Here is a 15,605-nt window from a genome sequence, read left to right on the forward strand (position 1 = left end):
TTAGAGTTATGTAGGCTGCGGAAAGTCTAGCCGAATTAGGTGCTGACATCAAACGGTTCAGCAGTGTAGGCGCTGCAATAAAAAGCCGAGCAAACAGGCTCGGCTTTAGGTCTTGCTGTGGCTTAACTAGAATTTAGCAATCATTTGCTGAATTTTTTGGTTATCCACCATGTCTTTAATGGTTTTCTGTAATTGCTCGAGTTGCTCACCTTGAATAGAGGCTTTGCTGAACATAAAAGCAACGCTATCGCTGGGTAAGTGTACGTTTGAAGCTTTGATCTTATCATCTAAGCGCTTACGTTTGAGGATGTATTGGCCCTCAACTGGATCGGCCAACACCCCGTCAATCTCGCTATAAAGGATGTTAAAGAAGCTTTGTTCACCCGACTTAGAGTCAATAAAAAGCCCTGAATATTGCGGATGATTCATGAGTTCGTAGACTTCTTTACCGTAAAAATAGTCGCTGGTAATCCCGACTTTTTGACTACGGCTTAAGAAACCGCTTAAGGTATTACCGTTATACGAATTGCTGCTTCTAATGAATAAAGTAAAAGATTCATCACGATATGGTGCTGAGAAGTTGGCAAATTCCTCACGATCAGGCGTGACGGTTGCCCCCGCTAAAACATCGACCTCACCATTTTCTAAATCTGTTAATAATTGTGTCCAAGGCTTCTCAACGAATTTAACATCACAATTTATCGAGTCAGCTGCTTGTTTAAAGACCTGTATGTCAATACCGACAATTTCACCATTACGCTCAAATTGGTAGGGCGCGCGCGACTCCCAACCCATGGTTAAACTGCAGTCACGATTAGGCTTATCGGCAACTGAGTTGTTTTGTTCAGCAGCTTCTTCGCTTCCACATGCTGTCAGAATAAAGATTGTCAATATGGATATCAGCTTAAATAACTTCATTGAGCGCCTCCCCAGTACAACGTGTATAAATATTGCTTAGTTTTTATACTGCTACGAAATGTGAACTGGATCAAGTATTAGAGGCCAAAATAGTCAGTTTTTTTTACAAATAGTGTCAAAAATTTATACATTTGATGAGTTTAAGTGACAAAAATCGTAATTTGCGGATTTTGACAAGAAAAGTGTATCGGTAAGTAAAGACACTGTTGTGTGCAATATTGGCGTGAATTGTGAGGTTGAAGGAGGGATTTCTGACTGTTATTGGCATAAAAAAAGCAGGCCGAAGCCTGCTTTGTATGTCGTAAGAACTGCAATTAATGAATGGCGTTCTTAATTTTGTTCATAGCATTTTTTTCTAATTGGCGAATACGCTCAGCAGAAACGTCATATTTATCCGCTAATTCATGCAAGGTTGCTTTTTGATCGCTTAACCAACGCTGCTGAAGAATGTCTTGGCTGCGCTCATCCAATGTTTTAAGGGCGAACATCAAACGTTCTTCGCGTTGTCCTTGCCATTGGTTTTGCTCTACTTCTTCTGCAGGATCGGCATTACTCGCTTCCAAATAATGCACGGGAGCGTATGCGGATTCTGAATCGTCGTCTTGAGCGGGTGCGTCAAACGTCGCATCACGAGCATTCAAGCGCCCTTCCATTCGGCGAACTTCTTCAGGTTTAACCCCTAAATCGTCAGCAACAGCTTTAACTTCCTCATTATTTAACCAGTTCAAAGACTTCTTCTTTGAGCGAAGGTTAAAGAATAGTTTGCGCTGGGCTTTGGTTGTGGCAACTTTCACGATGCGCCAGTTACGCAATACATATTCATGTATTTCCGCTTTAATCCAGTGCACAGCGAAAGATACTAGGCGCACACCAACCGTCGGATCAAAACGTTTTACGGCTTTCATCAAACCAATGTTGCCTTCTTGGATAAGGTCTGCTTGTGGAAGACCATAACCACTGTAGCTTCTAGCAATGTGGACAACAAAGCGTAAGTGAGCCATTACTAACTGGCGAGCAGCTTCAAGATCGCCTTCGTCTTTAAAGCGGTGCGCTAGCGCCTGTTCATCTTCAACGGAGAGAACAGGAATCGCGTTGACGGTACTGACGTAACCGTCAATACTGCCAGTCGGTACTGCTAGCGCCATGTTCATTGGGATATTACTCATTCATCCCCTCCTAATATTAATCGTTAGCTACGATGTTAGCACTCTTTTTTGGAGAGTGCTAATGTTTTAGCACTTTGTCTATAAGAGTGCTAACTATAGCAAAAGTTTCAGCCTATTGATCAAAAATGGGGTAAAGAAATGTCAAGATTGACGGGGCTTTGATCGAAAGTGTGACTGGCGGTAACCAGTCACTTATCAAGACTGTTTTGTGTTCCGGATTTATTACTTAGCTGACGCTTCAACTTCAATAATAAGATGAACGTCATCAGCTACCGCTGGAACACCGTAAGTCATTCCCCACTCCGAGCGCTTAATGGTGCCGCGAGCGGAAAAACCGACGTGTTGTTGCTCCGACATTGGGTGAATGCCAGCTTTATTAAGCGTTAGGTCCAATGTGACAGGCTGGGTTTTGCCTAAAATGGTTAAGTCGCCATGCAATACGCCAGTATTATCGCCTGTTTTTTCGAGCTTTGTGCTGGTAAAAGTTAGGCGCGAGAATTTATCGACATGCAGAAAGTCAGCGGATTTCATGTGATCGTTCCACTTGGTATTTTCTAAGTCGATGGAGGCAGCTTTAATTTCGACGTGAGTGGATGATTTCGACCAGTCATCTTGGTCAAAGGTCAGGTCGCCACGGAATGTCGGGAACTTACCAAAAGAATTTGAAAATCCAAGGTGATTAACTTTAAAAACGATTTGACTGTGTACGGTATCAAATTCGTATTCAACAGGCTCGGCGACTGAAGCGGTTGAGAAAGCCAGTACACTCGAGGCAACGAGGCCCTTAATGAGATTGTTCATGCTACATTCCTTATTATTGAAAATTCAGATGGGGTATTTTTAACAAGCTTAAGCCCATCTATCAAATGCATAGTACCAATATTGACTATCCGCGTAGGAAATAGTTGCAAAGATGATAACCAGTATGTGATGGCCAACGTTACTGCGGATTGATGTCTTTTAAATGTTTTCGGACCGACACCCAGGCGCCAATAAGTCCTAAGGATGCGCCAATAACCAGCAGTCCTAAGGTGAAACTCGGGGCAAGGCCAAGTAAGGAAAACTCGCTGCTGTACAGTTGCGCCAATTGACTGGTTGACTGTTTAAGTAGCACAAACACTATGTTAACCATCAGTGCAGCGAGCAGTGCTGCAATCAAGCCATACCAAAATCCAGCATAAAGAAAAGGCCGGCGGATAAAAGCGTCGGTTGCACCAACGAGTTTGATGACTTGGATTTCTTCGCGGCGGTTTAAAATGGCCAAGCGGATGGTATTACCAACAATCAATAGGACGCCGAGTGCCAGCATTAGGCTGACAAATGTAGCCACCTGCTCCGAAATTTCAAGGATGGAGTTGTACTTTTTGATCCAATCACTGTCTAGCTTTGTTTGATCCACCAGTGGTAATAAGGCCAGTTCTTGGGCTAGGGCTTCGAGTTGCGACGGATCATTAAAAGCGTCTGTAGGTTCTAAGGTGATGGTGTATGGCATCGGATTACCATCAAGATAATCAAGTGCTTCACCAAACCCGGAGTAATCTTTAAATTCGTTGAGCGCATCTTCTTTACTGACAAAAGTAACCTGCTTAAACTCTGGCCGTTTGCTGAGTTCTGTTAACAGTTCTTTGGCCTCTTTGTCAGAGCTGCTTTGCTCCAAATAAAGTGCCATCTTAATGCCGCCATCCCACGACTGAGAAACCGCTTTAGCATTGGTCATAAACAGATAAAAAGCCGAAGGCAAAGCTAGCGCTATGGCCAGAACCAAAATTGTCATTAGGCTGTTGGTCGGCTGGCGTAAGATATCGAGAAGCGTTTGAAAGCTATTTTCTTTGTGGAGTTTGAGCGCCGTGCGAAAACGATCACGAAAACTGATCTTGTAGCTGGTAGCGCTGGATTTGCGACTTTTAGATTTAGCAGAACTCATGCGAAGTCGACCTCCGCCAGTTCATTACGAATAGCGCGTCCTTCTTTGAGCGTGATCAAAGGGTGTTTCATGCGAGCAATCAGCCCTAAATCGTGGGATGCGATAAGGACGCTGACCCCGACCTGATTGAACTGAGCAAAGAGATTCATAATATCTTCAGACAGCTCGGGATCTAAATTACCGGTGGGCTCATCAGCCAAAAGCAGTGGTGGCTTGTTAACCACAGCTCGAGCAATGCCGACCCTTTGTTGTTCACCGCCGGAAAGCTGGATCGGCAGTTGCTTCTCTTTCGTAAGGAGGCCAACTTTGTCCAGCGCAGCGCGGACACGTTTGGGTATGTCGCGATCGGAGACACCAGCGATAACTAACGGCAGTGCCACATTGTCATAAACCGTCCTATCGAACAATAAACGGTGATCCTGAAAAATCATACCGATCTTACGACGATGGTAAGGGATCTGACGATCTTTAACGTTAGAGATATTGATATCATCTAAAAGGATTTGTCCGCGAGTCGGACGCTCCATCAGGGCGATGAGTTTGAGAAGGGTACTTTTGCCAGCGCCACTATGGCCGGTTAAGAAAGCCATTTCACCGCGCGGTAAACCGAAGCTGACGCCTTTTAAGGCTTCATGACCACCTTGATACCGTTTAAAAACCTGATGGAATTCAATCATTTATAGTTGTATTTGTCCTATTCGTTGGAGTCACTTGGCTGCACATCGGAGCTGAATAAGGCTTCGATAAAGTCATTTGCGTCAAACTCACGCAAATCATCAATACCTTCACCGACACCGATAAAACGGATAGGAATCTGTAATTTATCCGCTAGTGCAAAGATAATACCACCTTTTGCAGTGCCATCCAGTTTTGTAATCGTGACGCCGGTCAAATTAATCGACTTGTGGAAGTGTTCAGCCTGATTCAAAGCATTTTGGCCGGTCCCCGCATCAACCACCAGCATAACTTCGTGAGGCGCGTTTGGATCAAGCTTCTGCATTACTCGCTTAACTTTAGCTAACTCGTCCATCAAGTTAGACTTGGTATGCAATCGTCCGGCGGTATCAGCAATCAGCACATCAATCTCGCGGCGTTGGGCGGATTGTAATGCATCGTAGATCACCGAGGCGCTGTCTGCACCAGTATGTTGTGCGGTTACATGAATATTATTGCGCTCGCCCCAGACCTGAAGCTGTTCGACTGCAGCTGCGCGGAAAGTATCGCCGGCGGCCAACATGACCGACTTACCTTCTTGCTGGAATTTTTTAGCAAGTTTGCCAATGGTAGTGGTTTTTCCGACACCGTTAACGCCAACCATTAAAATCACATGCGGCTTATGGCTTAATTCTAACGGCGCACTACAAGGCTCTAAAATCTCGGACAGCAATAAACGTAACCTATCCATTAAAGTCTGCGCATCTTTTAGCTCTTTTCGCTCAGCCTTTTGGGTTAGATCGTCAATGATTTTGCGCGTCGCTTCAACGCCGACATCTGCCATCAGCAGTTGTGTTTCGATTTCTTCCAACAAATCATCATCGATTTGTTTACTGCCTAGCACCAGATCAGCGATGCCGCTGGTCAGTTGGCTACGCGTTTTACTGAGCCCGTCTTTAAGACGCGAGAAAAACCCTTTTCGGGTTGGTCGCTCTTGAGTCTCATTGTGACTTGTTTCAGAGGCGGCTTGCTCGATTGGAGCCGTTGAAGTGGAGGAGTTATCAGTCAGATCGAGCGGTTCTTTAGATTGATTGTCTCTGTCACTAAGTTCAGGCGCAGGCGCATCTGATGTAGAGTCAGGGGCAGAGTCAGTTAGCTCAGGCGCATGATTGGCAATGTTTTCTGTGTGCTCGGTATCAAGTTGCTGCTCCAAATCCTCTTCGATAACTTGCTCCAAAGCTTCCTCAGCTTGTTCAAGTTTTTCCTCAAGATCATCGGGCGTTGCTGCTTGTTCAGTCTTGTCTTTCGCAGTCTCGTCTTTTTTTCCAAACCAGCCGAAAAGGCCTCGCTTTTTAGATTTGTCATCGCTCATGAGCTGAACAGTCCGTAATGTATTTATTCTAAACAATAAAAGCGCTATCCTACCATTTTAGGCAAGCTAACGTCAGCTTTTTAGAAAAGGGTCGGGTAAACAAAATGGCCAATCGTGACAAGTTTTTTGACGAGACAAGACAAAGCAGCAAAAAGCCCAATAAAAGTGGTCAGTTCCGAATTATTGGTGGTCAGTGGAAAGGACGAAAGTTAAAGTTTTATGAGGTTGAAGGTTTGCGACCGAGTTTGGATCGCGTTCGTGAAACCTTATTTAACTGGCTGCAGAGTGATATTCGTGGGGCGCGATGTTTGGATCTTTTTGCAGGCTCTGGTGCTATTGGCATTGAGGCCTTATCCCGCGGCTCGACGCATGTTGATTTTGTCGAGCTTAATAAAAAGGCCGTGCGTCAACTGGAAACTAATTTAGGATTATTAGACGCTGACGACGGTAACGTTATCCACATTGACGCCAAGCAATTCCTGGAAAAAGAAAACAGAGCTTACGATATCATTTTTATTGACCCACCGTTCCATAAGGGCTTAGCGCAAGAGGTCATTAGTAAGTTAGCGCAAACTAACTTAGTGCAAGAGGACACCTTGATCTATTTGGAAATGGAACAAGACTTGGAAGTCGAGATTCCTCAAGGCTGGGAGTTACTAAAAGACAAGAAAGCTGGGCAGTTACAATATCAGCTGTATAAAAAGATTCAGTAATCCGATATTACGAGGTATACAACACTCTGATCAAGTGGTAGCCAAAACGGGTTTTAACGGGGCCAATAACACTGACTTCGTCGCTTCCCTTTTTGAAAACGGCTTGATCAAAAGGCTTTACCATGGCTCCCTTTTTGAACTCGCCTAAATCACCGCCTTGCTTTTTGGAGGGGCACATGGAGTGCTTTTTTGCCAGATCTGAAAAATTAGCGCCCTTCTCAATTTTTGCTTTTAAAGCGTTTGCTTCGGATTCCGTTTTAACCAATATGTGTAGGGCTGCGGCAGTTTTCATTGTTGTGAAAGGATTAAAGTAAAGTTTAGAGTTCTGGCGATGATAGCACATAAACATCGAACCGATTGCCTTTTGATTCGATGCTCATCGAGGGTTTTTGATCATTAAGGAAAGGTGCATAGCTCGGACGCTTGACCACGACGCGGTATTTGGCGTGAGCTAAAGCGGTCGGCAGCAGTTCATCAGCATCCGGGTCAGTGCCGACCAATAATTTGACGAGCCGCATGTCTTTTTTAACCGCAGCGCTTTTGGATTTTGGCGGAAACATCGGATCGAGGTAAATAATGTCGGGCTGTTGCTCCTGACTTAAGCTTTGGATCAGTTGAGTAGACTGGCCTTGAGACAATGAAAACTGCTGTTTAAAAAGGGCCTCATCCGCTTGCTTGGCGCGCTCTATGGCATCATCCAACAAACTCGCGACAAAGGGCGAACGTTCGATCATACGAATGGAACAACCAAGGCTGCGTAATTCTGCGGCGTCGCGACCCAGCCCAGCCGTGGCATCCAGTATACTCGGGTTCCAATTATGTTTGAGGCCGCAGGCTTTAGCGATATGTTGTTTGCGCCCTCCTCCATGTTGACGCCGGTAGGCGATGGTGCCAGCGGTTAAATCGAGAGTTAGGCTGACATCATGACCATCGAGCGGCGCCGTAAAGCTGAGAAACGGAATGCCGCTATTATCGGCATAGTGGAAATACCCCTGATAATCCTTGAGCTTAGATTGGTCAGTGACAGCAGCTAGCTCCCTCAGTAAACTAGGGGCATCGGGCCTATTAGGCTTTAACCAAAAAGCAAAGTTTGTTGCCACAAAATTCCTTAACATTAAATATAAAAAGTTAATAAAATCAAAATGATAGAAGCTGAATCATCCATTATTGAAGTACAGGTTCCCGTCACATCAGCTGAGCAAAATGCGCTTGAATTATTAGCGTCCGAGAGCGGTTTGTCAAAGCAGAAGATTAAAGATGCAATGACAAAAGGTGCTGTTTGGGTCGCTAAGAACAAAGACAAAACAGGTTCAGCGCGTCCTATCAGACGTAAGAATAGCAAGTTAAAGGAAGGCGATCAGTTATTTTTATACTATAACCACGCGGTGTTAGCTCAAACCACCGAACTGCCTGAGTTGGTCGCTGATGAAGGTGATTATTCGGTGTGGAACAAACCCTATGGAGTCTGGGCGCAGGGTTCGAAATGGGGTGATCATTGCTCGATAGGCCGTTTAGTAGAACAGCATTTTGAGAATAATCGCCAAAGCTATGTGGTGCACCGACTGGATCGAGCCGCCAGTGGACTGATGGTGGTTGCGCATAATAAAAAGGCTGCCGCTGCTTTATCCCAACTGTTTGCCAAGCGCGAAGTGGAAAAAGTTTATCGAGCGACTGTCAATGGACGATTGCCGCAGAGTGAGGTCTCAGTGACTCAGCCTATCGATGGCAAGCCTGCAAAAAGTCATGCAAAGGAAGTGAGTGTTGATGAAAAGAATACGACCAGTGTGGTTGAAGTGACTATCGAAACCGGCAGAAAGCATCAAATTCGAATTCATTTAGCGAGTGTTGGCTGCCCAATTGTCGGCGACAGATTACATGGTGATGCAACAGCGGAAAGTAGCGATTTGCAGCTAAAAGCGGTTAAATTGTCATTTAAGTGCCCTATTACCGATAAAAAAAGCCACTACGAGCTGTAGTGGCTTGGTTGTAAAAGCGTGCCGATTTGTGAGATCTAGACTACCTCAATGGTTTCTGGCTTACGCAGAAAATAGATGGATAAAAATACCAAGTATAAGGGATAGATAACGATGGTTGCCGCGCTGAAGCTAACACTGACCTCAAACAACCCTAAAAGTATCGATATTGCAGCTAAAATGGATAAATAAGCAGGTATATTGCGGTAGTTTGCTAATAAAATAATGCCTATAATAACATCCAAAATACCAAAAATAATCATACAGCTGATACTGAGGATATGAACACCAGTTGTGGTCCAAGCTTCAGCGAGTCCAAAATTAGCCAAGACATCAGAAAGAAAGATCCCGCCAAAGAAGATCACAGAGTTGATGATGATTAACGTGAGTAAAACATCGATGCTTTTAAAATTAAGTTGCTCGTGAAGGATTTTTTTAAAATAAATATATAAATAGACCGAAATCGCACCAATGAGTAGGAACAATCCGCTATAACCATCGAGTTTAGGCTCAAATATCGTCAGTGGATGCGCGCTATCCAGCCTTGAGTAAATCAGTAATGCCCAGTAAACCGGGAATAAAATGGCGAGGACAATGGATGCAATCCCAGGTAATAAATAATCACGTTTCATTAATATCTCCACTATAAAAGTTAATCCGTTTGTTCATCGACAAATTCAAGAATATCGCCAGGCTGGCACTGCAGTTCTTTACAGATTGCTTCCAGTGTTGAAAAGCGAATGGCTTTGACTTTGCCGTTTTTTAAAAGAGAGAGGTTGGTCATTGAAATGCCAATTCTCTCGGATAGTTCTTTGAGCGACAGTTTGTTTTTTGCCATCTCAATGTCTAGGTGTATTTGTATTTTCATGAGGCTAGATTATGATCGATATAATTGATTGTCAATAAATATTTTACGTTTATCATAAAATTTTAATTGTTTGTCATTGTTTGTCATTGTTTGTGTAAGAAGCACTAGAAGATGTAAATGGCTATATTTTGCTGGTAATATGGTGGCTCGAATGGTTAGAGGGGTTTGAATGAGCACGCAGCAGCGACTAACGGATGAAGTATCCGCTTGCCGGATATGCACGGACTTACCGTTAGGCCCAAAACCAATTTTTCAGTTTGGCGATGAGGCTAAGATATTAATTGCTGGGCAAGCGCCTGGACAGATTACTCATCAGCGCCGCCGCCCTTTCGACGACGCTAGTGGCGTCCGATTGCGAGATTGGTTAGGGGTTGATGAAGATACCTTTTATGAAGCTAAACAGTTCGCGATTTTACCGATGGGGTTTTGTTACCCAGGAAAGGGAAAATCAGGTGATCTCCCTCCTCGTCCTATCTGCGCTAAAACCTGGCAACATCAACTGTTAGCCCAGCTTAAACATCTAGAGCTGGTGGTGGTTATGGGCCAATATGCCCTGCAATGGCACTTAGGAGTGAAAAAGTCACAACCGATAACACCGTTAGTTAAGAATTGGTCTAAATACCAGCAAATAGACGTTAAAAGTAGGCAAAATGCAAATAATGGCATTGAACAACCAGTCAGTTATTTCCCACTGCCCCACCCTAGTCCACGCAATAATATCTGGCTAAAGAAAAATCCGTGGTTTGAAAAAGATTTATTGCCTCAATTAAAACATAGTGTCGCTAAGGCTTTGCTTTGAAGGATTTTTTTAGTGCAGCCTCAAACACGGCAACACCTTTTTCACGAGCGAGTTTAACGTTATTGTCTGGGATCGATTCGGGATCATCGTAGTTTTTGAGTGCTTGGTCGAGGCTGGCTTCGCGCAGAATATGCAGAATTGGGTAGGGTGAGCGATTGGTATAATTCGCTGGATCGTCTTTGTCCAAGCCGTCAAAACAGTAGTCAGGATGGAAGCTGGCGATTTGATAGATGCCTGTATAGTTAAGGCGATCCAGTAATTGGTTGCCGTAGTCGAGTAAGTCGAGATAGTCATCAAACGAGTCGAATCCTTGGGGCAGGATGATCAAGCTGGTTTCTATCGCCTTATTTTGATCGAGCGCCTGAAGTTCATCGACGAGTTCGTATAACACCGGTTCGATGCTATTAGACGACGATACTGCGTAATTGATAGTATTTCGAACAAATTCACGACGGGCAAACGGACAAAAATTATAGCCAATAACGGTCTGGGAGAGCCAATAACGGACGCTGGCGATGATGTTTTCTTGAGGAACTTGTGACATAAGGCTTTATCATGTTTTGGAAGCTGAAGAATTATAGCAGAAGCATAACCAATTAGCTTATCGAGACTATTACTCAAAAAAAGGTTTTAAGTCGTCTGGTATTGGCATAGCTTTGAAGGGTGAAACATTGGCACCGCCAGTATTGCCGACGGGATATTTACCAAATAAGGAGCCAGCAGAGCCAATAATTCGGATCATTTGTCCCAATATTTCTTTTAGGTTTATAGTTCTCAGGCCGATCTTAAACATCCAGTAATGACTCTTAACATGCCAAGAATAGCGCGGCTGACCAAGGATATGAGCGCGCTCGAAGTGATAAAATGCTAAAGAAAACTCTTTGTTATCAAAATGTTGCTTGCCAAGGTCAAGTTCTTGATCGAATTTTTTCTGCAGTTTAGATACTTCCATCAGTCGCCTCATTTACGATAAACATTCTGTGTACCAGTAGTTTGACAGACTAGTTGGTTTGTTATTAAATGGCAACATATTTCAATGACTGATCATGCCTCCTGTGTTCAGCAGTCAGAAACCGGGAGAGAGGGAATATCATGTCGAACAATAGCGAACTCGATAAGCAAAGCTCTGGTTCAACAGAGCCTCAACAAAAGCCATCAAACAATGGCCAGCGCACGGTTGCGTTTGGTCGCTTTATTGTAAATCACCCTTGGCTAGTTATGCTGGCAGCAATAGCCTTGCTATTGTCAGCCATGTATGGAGCTAAGTTTCTTGAGATAAAGCCTGATTATCGGGTGTTTTTCGCCGAAGATAACCCCCAGTTAATAGCATTTGATCATATTCAGGATACTTACGATAAAGCCGACAACGTGATGATGGTACTCACGCCAAAGGAGGGTGAGGTTTTTGATAAGGAGACTTTGAAAACCATCCAGTGGCTAACCGAAAAAGCTTGGCATGTACCTTATTCTACCCGTGTTGACTCAGTCACCAATTATCAGCATACCTGGGTGACGCCAGAGGACGAGGATTACATGCTGGTTGGCGCTTTACTGTGTGTCCCGGCAAAATCTGCCGATTTCGATAGTACCTGTGAGCATGAGTCTGTTACCCCAGCGGCAATTGATGAGCTGACTCAGCAACAGCTTGATCGTCTTGAACAGATTGTGATTAATGAGCCACAGGTGGTTAATCGGATGATTAACCCGGAAGGCACGGTCACAGCGGTTAACATCACAGTGCAAATGCCAGACGATAAAGACCTCGAGGGGTTAGAGGGCGATGAGCGCGCTAAGAAAAAGACGGAGATATTAACCGCGGGGCAGAAGGTCGCGGATTATGTTCGGGATTTGCAGTCACAAGTTGAAGAACGCAATCCTAATTTAGAGGTTCGGCTAACGGGTGTGGTCATGATGAACACCGCTTTCGCCGAGACAGGGCTGGGCGACATGATGACATTAACTCCGATCATGTTGTTACTGGTGATTCCGTTGGCGTTGTACTTCATGATTAGAAGTATTAGCGGCACTATCGGTAGTGTTCTGATCATTATTTTCTCCATCGCTGGAGCCATGGGGATGGAAGGTTGGTTAGGAATATTCCTAACAGCACCAGTATTCTCTGTACCAACGGTGGTGGCGACGATGGCGGTGGCGGATTCCGTTCATCTGTTGGTAACTTACATGCAAAACCTACGCCAAGGGATGCACAAAAAGGATGCCATGGTTGAGAGTATTCGTATCAATATGATGCCGATATTTTTGACCAGTGTGACGACCGTGATTGGCTTTTTGACCATGAACTTTAGCGATGTTCCACCGTTACAAGATCTGGGTAATGTGGTGGCTATCGGGGTGACGTTTGCCTTTATATTCTCGGTAACATTTCTACCAGCGTTTATATTATTGATGCCAACCAAGGTTCCACGAGGTCGCTCAGCTAAACACGAAAAAATGGATCAGTTTGCCGACTTTGTGGTGGCAAAGCGTAAGATGTTGCTGCCTCTGATGACGGTGATTTGCATTGGCGTTATTGCTTTCTTGCCGAAGAACGAACTGAATGATGAGTTCGTCAAATATTTCGATGAAACCATTGATTTTCGCGTTGACTCGGATTACACCGCTGAAAACCTTACTGGCCTCTACACCATGTTCTACGCCGTCAATAGCGACAATGAAAATGGGATTCATGAGCCTGAGTTCATGGCAATGTTGCAGGAGTTTGTGACCTTTGCTGAGGCACAACCAGAAGTGATCCATGTGCAAAGCTATACCGATGTCATGAAACGCTTGAATAAAAGCATGAACGCGGATCGTAATGCGTGTTATGCCTTGCCAGAGGCTAGCTTGGACGAAAATTGTAATGAGGTGCTGAAAGAGCCAGATGAGGGTACCGATTTGAATACCCGAGTGCGAGAGCTGACGGCACAGTTTACATTGATGTATGAAATGTCATTACCAAAAGGCATGGACTTAAACAATCAAGTCAGTAGCGATAAAGCAGGAACGCGGGTTCAGATCGCACTGCACAATTTATCCAGCATTGAAGTCCTAGCGCTCGAGAAAAAATTTGCACAGTGGTTTGAGAAAAATGCCCCTAACTACGAGGTGCAAGGGTCGAGTCCTGCCGTCATGTTTGCCCATGTCGGACAAAACAATATCTATTCAATGTTAGAAGGCACGGCTTGGGCATTGGTACTTATTTCGCTGTTACTAATTTTTGCGCTTCGATCGTTTAAGTTAGGACTATTAAGTTTAATACCTAACATTATTCCGATGGCGGTGGCCTTTGGTATTTGGGCAATTTTTCAAGGGCAGGTTGGCATGGGCTTGTCGGTTGTGACCGGCATGACCTTAGGTATTGTGGTCGATGATACGGTGCATTTCTTGAGTAAGTATTTGCGAGCACGCCGAGAAAAAGGGTTGGACTCCCATGCTGCGGTGAAGTATGCCTTCCAAACCGTGGGCATGGCACTTACCGTAACCACCATTGTCTTAGTACTAGGCTTCCTAGTTTTAGGGATGTCACACTATGTCATGAATAGCCACATGGGCATATTAACGGCAATAACCTTAGCAGCCGCATTAATCATTGATTTCTTGTTGCTGCCGCCGTTACTGATGTTGATTGAACCTAAAAAATCGACGCAGAAAACAAATTCATAGAAAATAATCAATAGGAGTTATTGATGAAACATTTATTGGTATTGGCTAGTTTGTTCTTAGCCAGTGTTGGAGTTCAAGCCAGCGATGCAAACCAACGCATTGCTGAAATCAGTGATGGGAAAGCGAAAGGCTTAGCTGTGGCGGAAGCAATGAAAGCCCACAATACGGGTTGGGGCGATAGCGAAGCAAAAATGACCATGATCTTGCGCGACAAAAGCGGTAGCGAAACCGATCGTAAAGTGCGCGTCAAAAGCCTTGAGGTTGATGGTGATGGCGATAGAGGATTAAGTATTTTTGATGAACCTCGGGATGTTGAAGGTACTGCTTTTTTGACCTATTCACACATTGAAGGAAATGACGATCAGTGGCTGTATTTACCAGCTTTAAAACGTGTTAAGCGGATTTCTTCATCAAACAAATCTGGGCCATGGATGGGGAGTGAGTTTGCTTACGAAGATTTGTCGTCGTTTGAAGTTGAGAAGTACGATTATAAATTTTTACGAGAAGACGAGCTAAATGATCAGAAGGTTTATGTCGTTGAGTCTTATCCGACGTACGACAACTCAGGCTATAGCAAAACCATCACTTGGGTCGATCAAGAGCACTTTCGAGTGCATCGCATTGAATTCTTCGATGAGAAGGGTGATGCCCTGAAAACGATGGAAGTTTCAGAATTTAAACAGTACTTGGACAAGTATTGGCGTGGTCATAAACAGGTTATGACGAATCACCAAACGGGCAAGAGTACTGTCGTAAAATGGAAGGATTATGAGTTTAATACAGGTCTTGATGAAAACGATTTCAACAAGAGTAGTTTAAAAAGAGCGCGTTAATGTCAGTTATAGTGAAAGATACCGAAAAAACGAGCATCAGAAATGCTGACGCTACCCGGCAAAAGATTCTGGATGTGGCCTTTGAGGAAGTGCTTCTCAAAGGCTACCAGGGACTTCGTGTGGATGGCGTGCTTAAGAAAACCTCATTAACTAAAGGCGCTTTCTATCACCACTTTGCCAGCAAGAAAGAACTCGGCCATGCTGTCATCGACGAAGTTCTCAAGCCATGGATCGAAAACCGTTGGATCATTCCGCTAAAAGAAATCCAGCATCCAATAGACGACTTAATTCGAATGCTTGAATCTGCGCGGGATGACATTAGCGCGGAAGAATTGCATACAGGTTGTCCATTGAACAACCTTACTCAAGAAATGTCACCGCTGGATGAATCGTTCAGGATTCGAATTGCGAATATTTGGCAGCTTTGGCATCAGGCTTTGGTTGAAACCCTAGAGCGTGGACAAAAGCTGGGTTTAGTGAAAAAGAGCATTAAGCCCAACAATGTCGCCCGATTCCTAATTGCTGCGATGGAAGGCATCATTGGCCAGTGTAAATGCTACATGAATGACTTGGCTTTTTATGAAGCCGGCGAATGTTTACAAGACTACCTTGAAAGCTTGCGAGTGGAAAATAGCTAGATCGTGATTCCACCGCGCAAGCCAGTCCCCCTTACCGTCTTTCTCAGCACTATTTATACAGAAGATAACTCCTCTATCCACAGC

18 protein-coding genes are annotated in these 15,605 nt (G+C 44.3%); 6 read left to right on the forward strand and 12 right to left on the reverse strand.

Annotation, left to right across the window (positions count from 1 at the left end):
• Positions 1-126: 126 nt before the first annotated feature.
• The 6 genes from ABD943_RS06650 to ftsY form a co-directional block, all read right to left on the reverse strand.
• On the reverse strand, positions 127-918 hold the full coding sequence (locus ABD943_RS06650) for a substrate-binding periplasmic protein (RefSeq protein ID WP_345292401.1): 792 nt from the start codon (positions 916-918) through the stop codon (positions 127-129).
• A 314-nt stretch (positions 919-1,232) separates the two neighbouring features.
• Complete coding sequence (gene rpoH, locus ABD943_RS06655) at positions 1,233-2,084, reverse strand: RNA polymerase sigma factor RpoH (RefSeq protein ID WP_345292402.1); 852 nt, start codon at positions 2,082-2,084, stop codon at positions 1,233-1,235.
• A 222-nt stretch (positions 2,085-2,306) separates the two neighbouring features.
• Positions 2,307-2,885 (reverse strand): YceI family protein, encoded by a 579-nt coding sequence (locus ABD943_RS06660; protein WP_345292403.1) that lies wholly within the window; start codon positions 2,883-2,885, stop codon positions 2,307-2,309.
• Positions 2,886-3,024: 139 nt separating this feature from the next.
• Positions 3,025-4,008: a permease-like cell division protein FtsX gene (ftsX, locus tag ABD943_RS06665; RefSeq protein WP_345292404.1), complete on the reverse strand. Its 984-nt coding sequence runs from the start codon at positions 4,006-4,008 to the stop codon at positions 3,025-3,027.
• Entirely contained in the window at positions 4,005-4,685 is a 681-nt protein-coding gene (gene ftsE / locus ABD943_RS06670) for a cell division ATP-binding protein FtsE (protein WP_345292405.1), read from the reverse strand. The genes ftsX and ftsE overlap by 4 nt, the downstream gene beginning before the upstream one ends.
• Before the next feature lie 17 nt (positions 4,686-4,702).
• Positions 4,703-6,034: a signal recognition particle-docking protein FtsY gene (gene ftsY, locus ABD943_RS06675; RefSeq protein WP_345292406.1), complete on the reverse strand. Its 1,332-nt coding sequence runs from the start codon at positions 6,032-6,034 to the stop codon at positions 4,703-4,705.
• Positions 6,035-6,138: 104 nt separating this feature from the next.
• Between ftsY and rsmD the strand changes: the two genes are divergently transcribed.
• Positions 6,139-6,747, forward strand: coding sequence for a 16S rRNA (guanine(966)-N(2))-methyltransferase RsmD (gene rsmD / locus ABD943_RS06680; protein ID WP_345292407.1), 609 nt, complete (start codon positions 6,139-6,141; stop codon positions 6,745-6,747).
• Positions 6,748-6,754: 7 nt separating this feature from the next.
• Here the strand turns inward: rsmD and ABD943_RS06685 are convergent, their stop codons facing one another.
• A complete protein-coding gene (locus ABD943_RS06685; RefSeq protein ID WP_345292408.1) occupies positions 6,755-7,039 on the reverse strand; it encodes a peptidylprolyl isomerase in 285 nt (94 codons plus the stop codon).
• Between the two features lie 25 nt (positions 7,040-7,064).
• Positions 7,065-7,862 (reverse strand): class I SAM-dependent methyltransferase, encoded by a 798-nt coding sequence (locus ABD943_RS06690; RefSeq protein ID WP_345292409.1) that lies wholly within the window; start codon positions 7,860-7,862, stop codon positions 7,065-7,067.
• A gap of 27 nt (positions 7,863-7,889) precedes the next feature.
• On the opposite strand from ABD943_RS06690, the gene ABD943_RS06695 reads away from it, so the two are divergent.
• Positions 7,890-8,723: an RluA family pseudouridine synthase gene (locus tag ABD943_RS06695; protein WP_345292410.1), complete on the forward strand. Its 834-nt coding sequence runs from the start codon at positions 7,890-7,892 to the stop codon at positions 8,721-8,723.
• Between the two features lie 35 nt (positions 8,724-8,758).
• Here the strand turns inward: ABD943_RS06695 and ABD943_RS06700 are convergent, their stop codons facing one another.
• Both ABD943_RS06700 and ABD943_RS06705 read right to left on the reverse strand, forming a co-directional pair.
• On the reverse strand, positions 8,759-9,352 hold the full coding sequence (locus ABD943_RS06700) for a hypothetical protein (protein WP_345292411.1): 594 nt from the start codon (positions 9,350-9,352) through the stop codon (positions 8,759-8,761).
• Positions 9,353-9,372: 20 nt separating this feature from the next.
• Positions 9,373-9,588 (reverse strand): helix-turn-helix domain-containing protein, encoded by a 216-nt coding sequence (locus ABD943_RS06705; protein ID WP_345292412.1) that lies wholly within the window; start codon positions 9,586-9,588, stop codon positions 9,373-9,375.
• A gap of 169 nt (positions 9,589-9,757) precedes the next feature.
• Between ABD943_RS06705 and ABD943_RS06710 the strand changes: the two genes are divergently transcribed.
• Positions 9,758-10,387, forward strand: coding sequence for a uracil-DNA glycosylase family protein (locus ABD943_RS06710; protein WP_345292413.1), 630 nt, complete (start codon positions 9,758-9,760; stop codon positions 10,385-10,387).
• Here ABD943_RS06710 and ABD943_RS06715 read toward each other — a convergent pair.
• The gene (locus ABD943_RS06715; protein ID WP_345292414.1) at positions 10,371-10,931 is read right to left on the reverse strand and encodes a DUF1415 domain-containing protein; all 561 of its coding nucleotides are present in this window, start codon (positions 10,929-10,931) and stop codon (positions 10,371-10,373) included. The genes ABD943_RS06710 and ABD943_RS06715 overlap by 17 nt on opposite strands.
• Positions 10,932-11,000: 69 nt before the next feature.
• A complete protein-coding gene (locus tag ABD943_RS06720; RefSeq protein WP_345292415.1) occupies positions 11,001-11,339 on the reverse strand; it encodes a DUF3703 domain-containing protein in 339 nt (112 codons plus the stop codon).
• Positions 11,340-11,479: 140 nt separating this feature from the next.
• Here ABD943_RS06720 and ABD943_RS06725 point away from each other — a divergent pair, with 140 nt between their 5' ends.
• The 3 genes from ABD943_RS06725 to ABD943_RS06735 are packed head-to-tail and all read left to right on the forward strand — an operon-like array spanning position 11,480 to position 15,521.
• Positions 11,480-14,050, forward strand: coding sequence for an efflux RND transporter permease subunit (locus tag ABD943_RS06725; RefSeq protein WP_345292416.1), 2,571 nt, complete (start codon positions 11,480-11,482; stop codon positions 14,048-14,050).
• Between the two features lie 23 nt (positions 14,051-14,073).
• On the forward strand, positions 14,074-14,883 hold the full coding sequence (locus ABD943_RS06730) for an outer membrane lipoprotein-sorting protein (protein ID WP_345292417.1): 810 nt from the start codon (positions 14,074-14,076) through the stop codon (positions 14,881-14,883).
• Positions 14,883-15,521 (forward strand): TetR/AcrR family transcriptional regulator, encoded by a 639-nt coding sequence (locus ABD943_RS06735; protein WP_345292418.1) that lies wholly within the window; start codon positions 14,883-14,885, stop codon positions 15,519-15,521. Before ABD943_RS06730 ends, ABD943_RS06735 begins: the two co-directional genes overlap by 1 nt.
• The last annotated feature ends 84 nt before the right edge of the window (positions 15,522-15,605 follow it).

Origin of the sequence: Kangiella marina (assembly GCF_039541235.1) — a bacterium.
Lineage (GTDB): Bacteria > Pseudomonadota > Gammaproteobacteria > Enterobacterales > Kangiellaceae > Kangiella > Kangiella marina.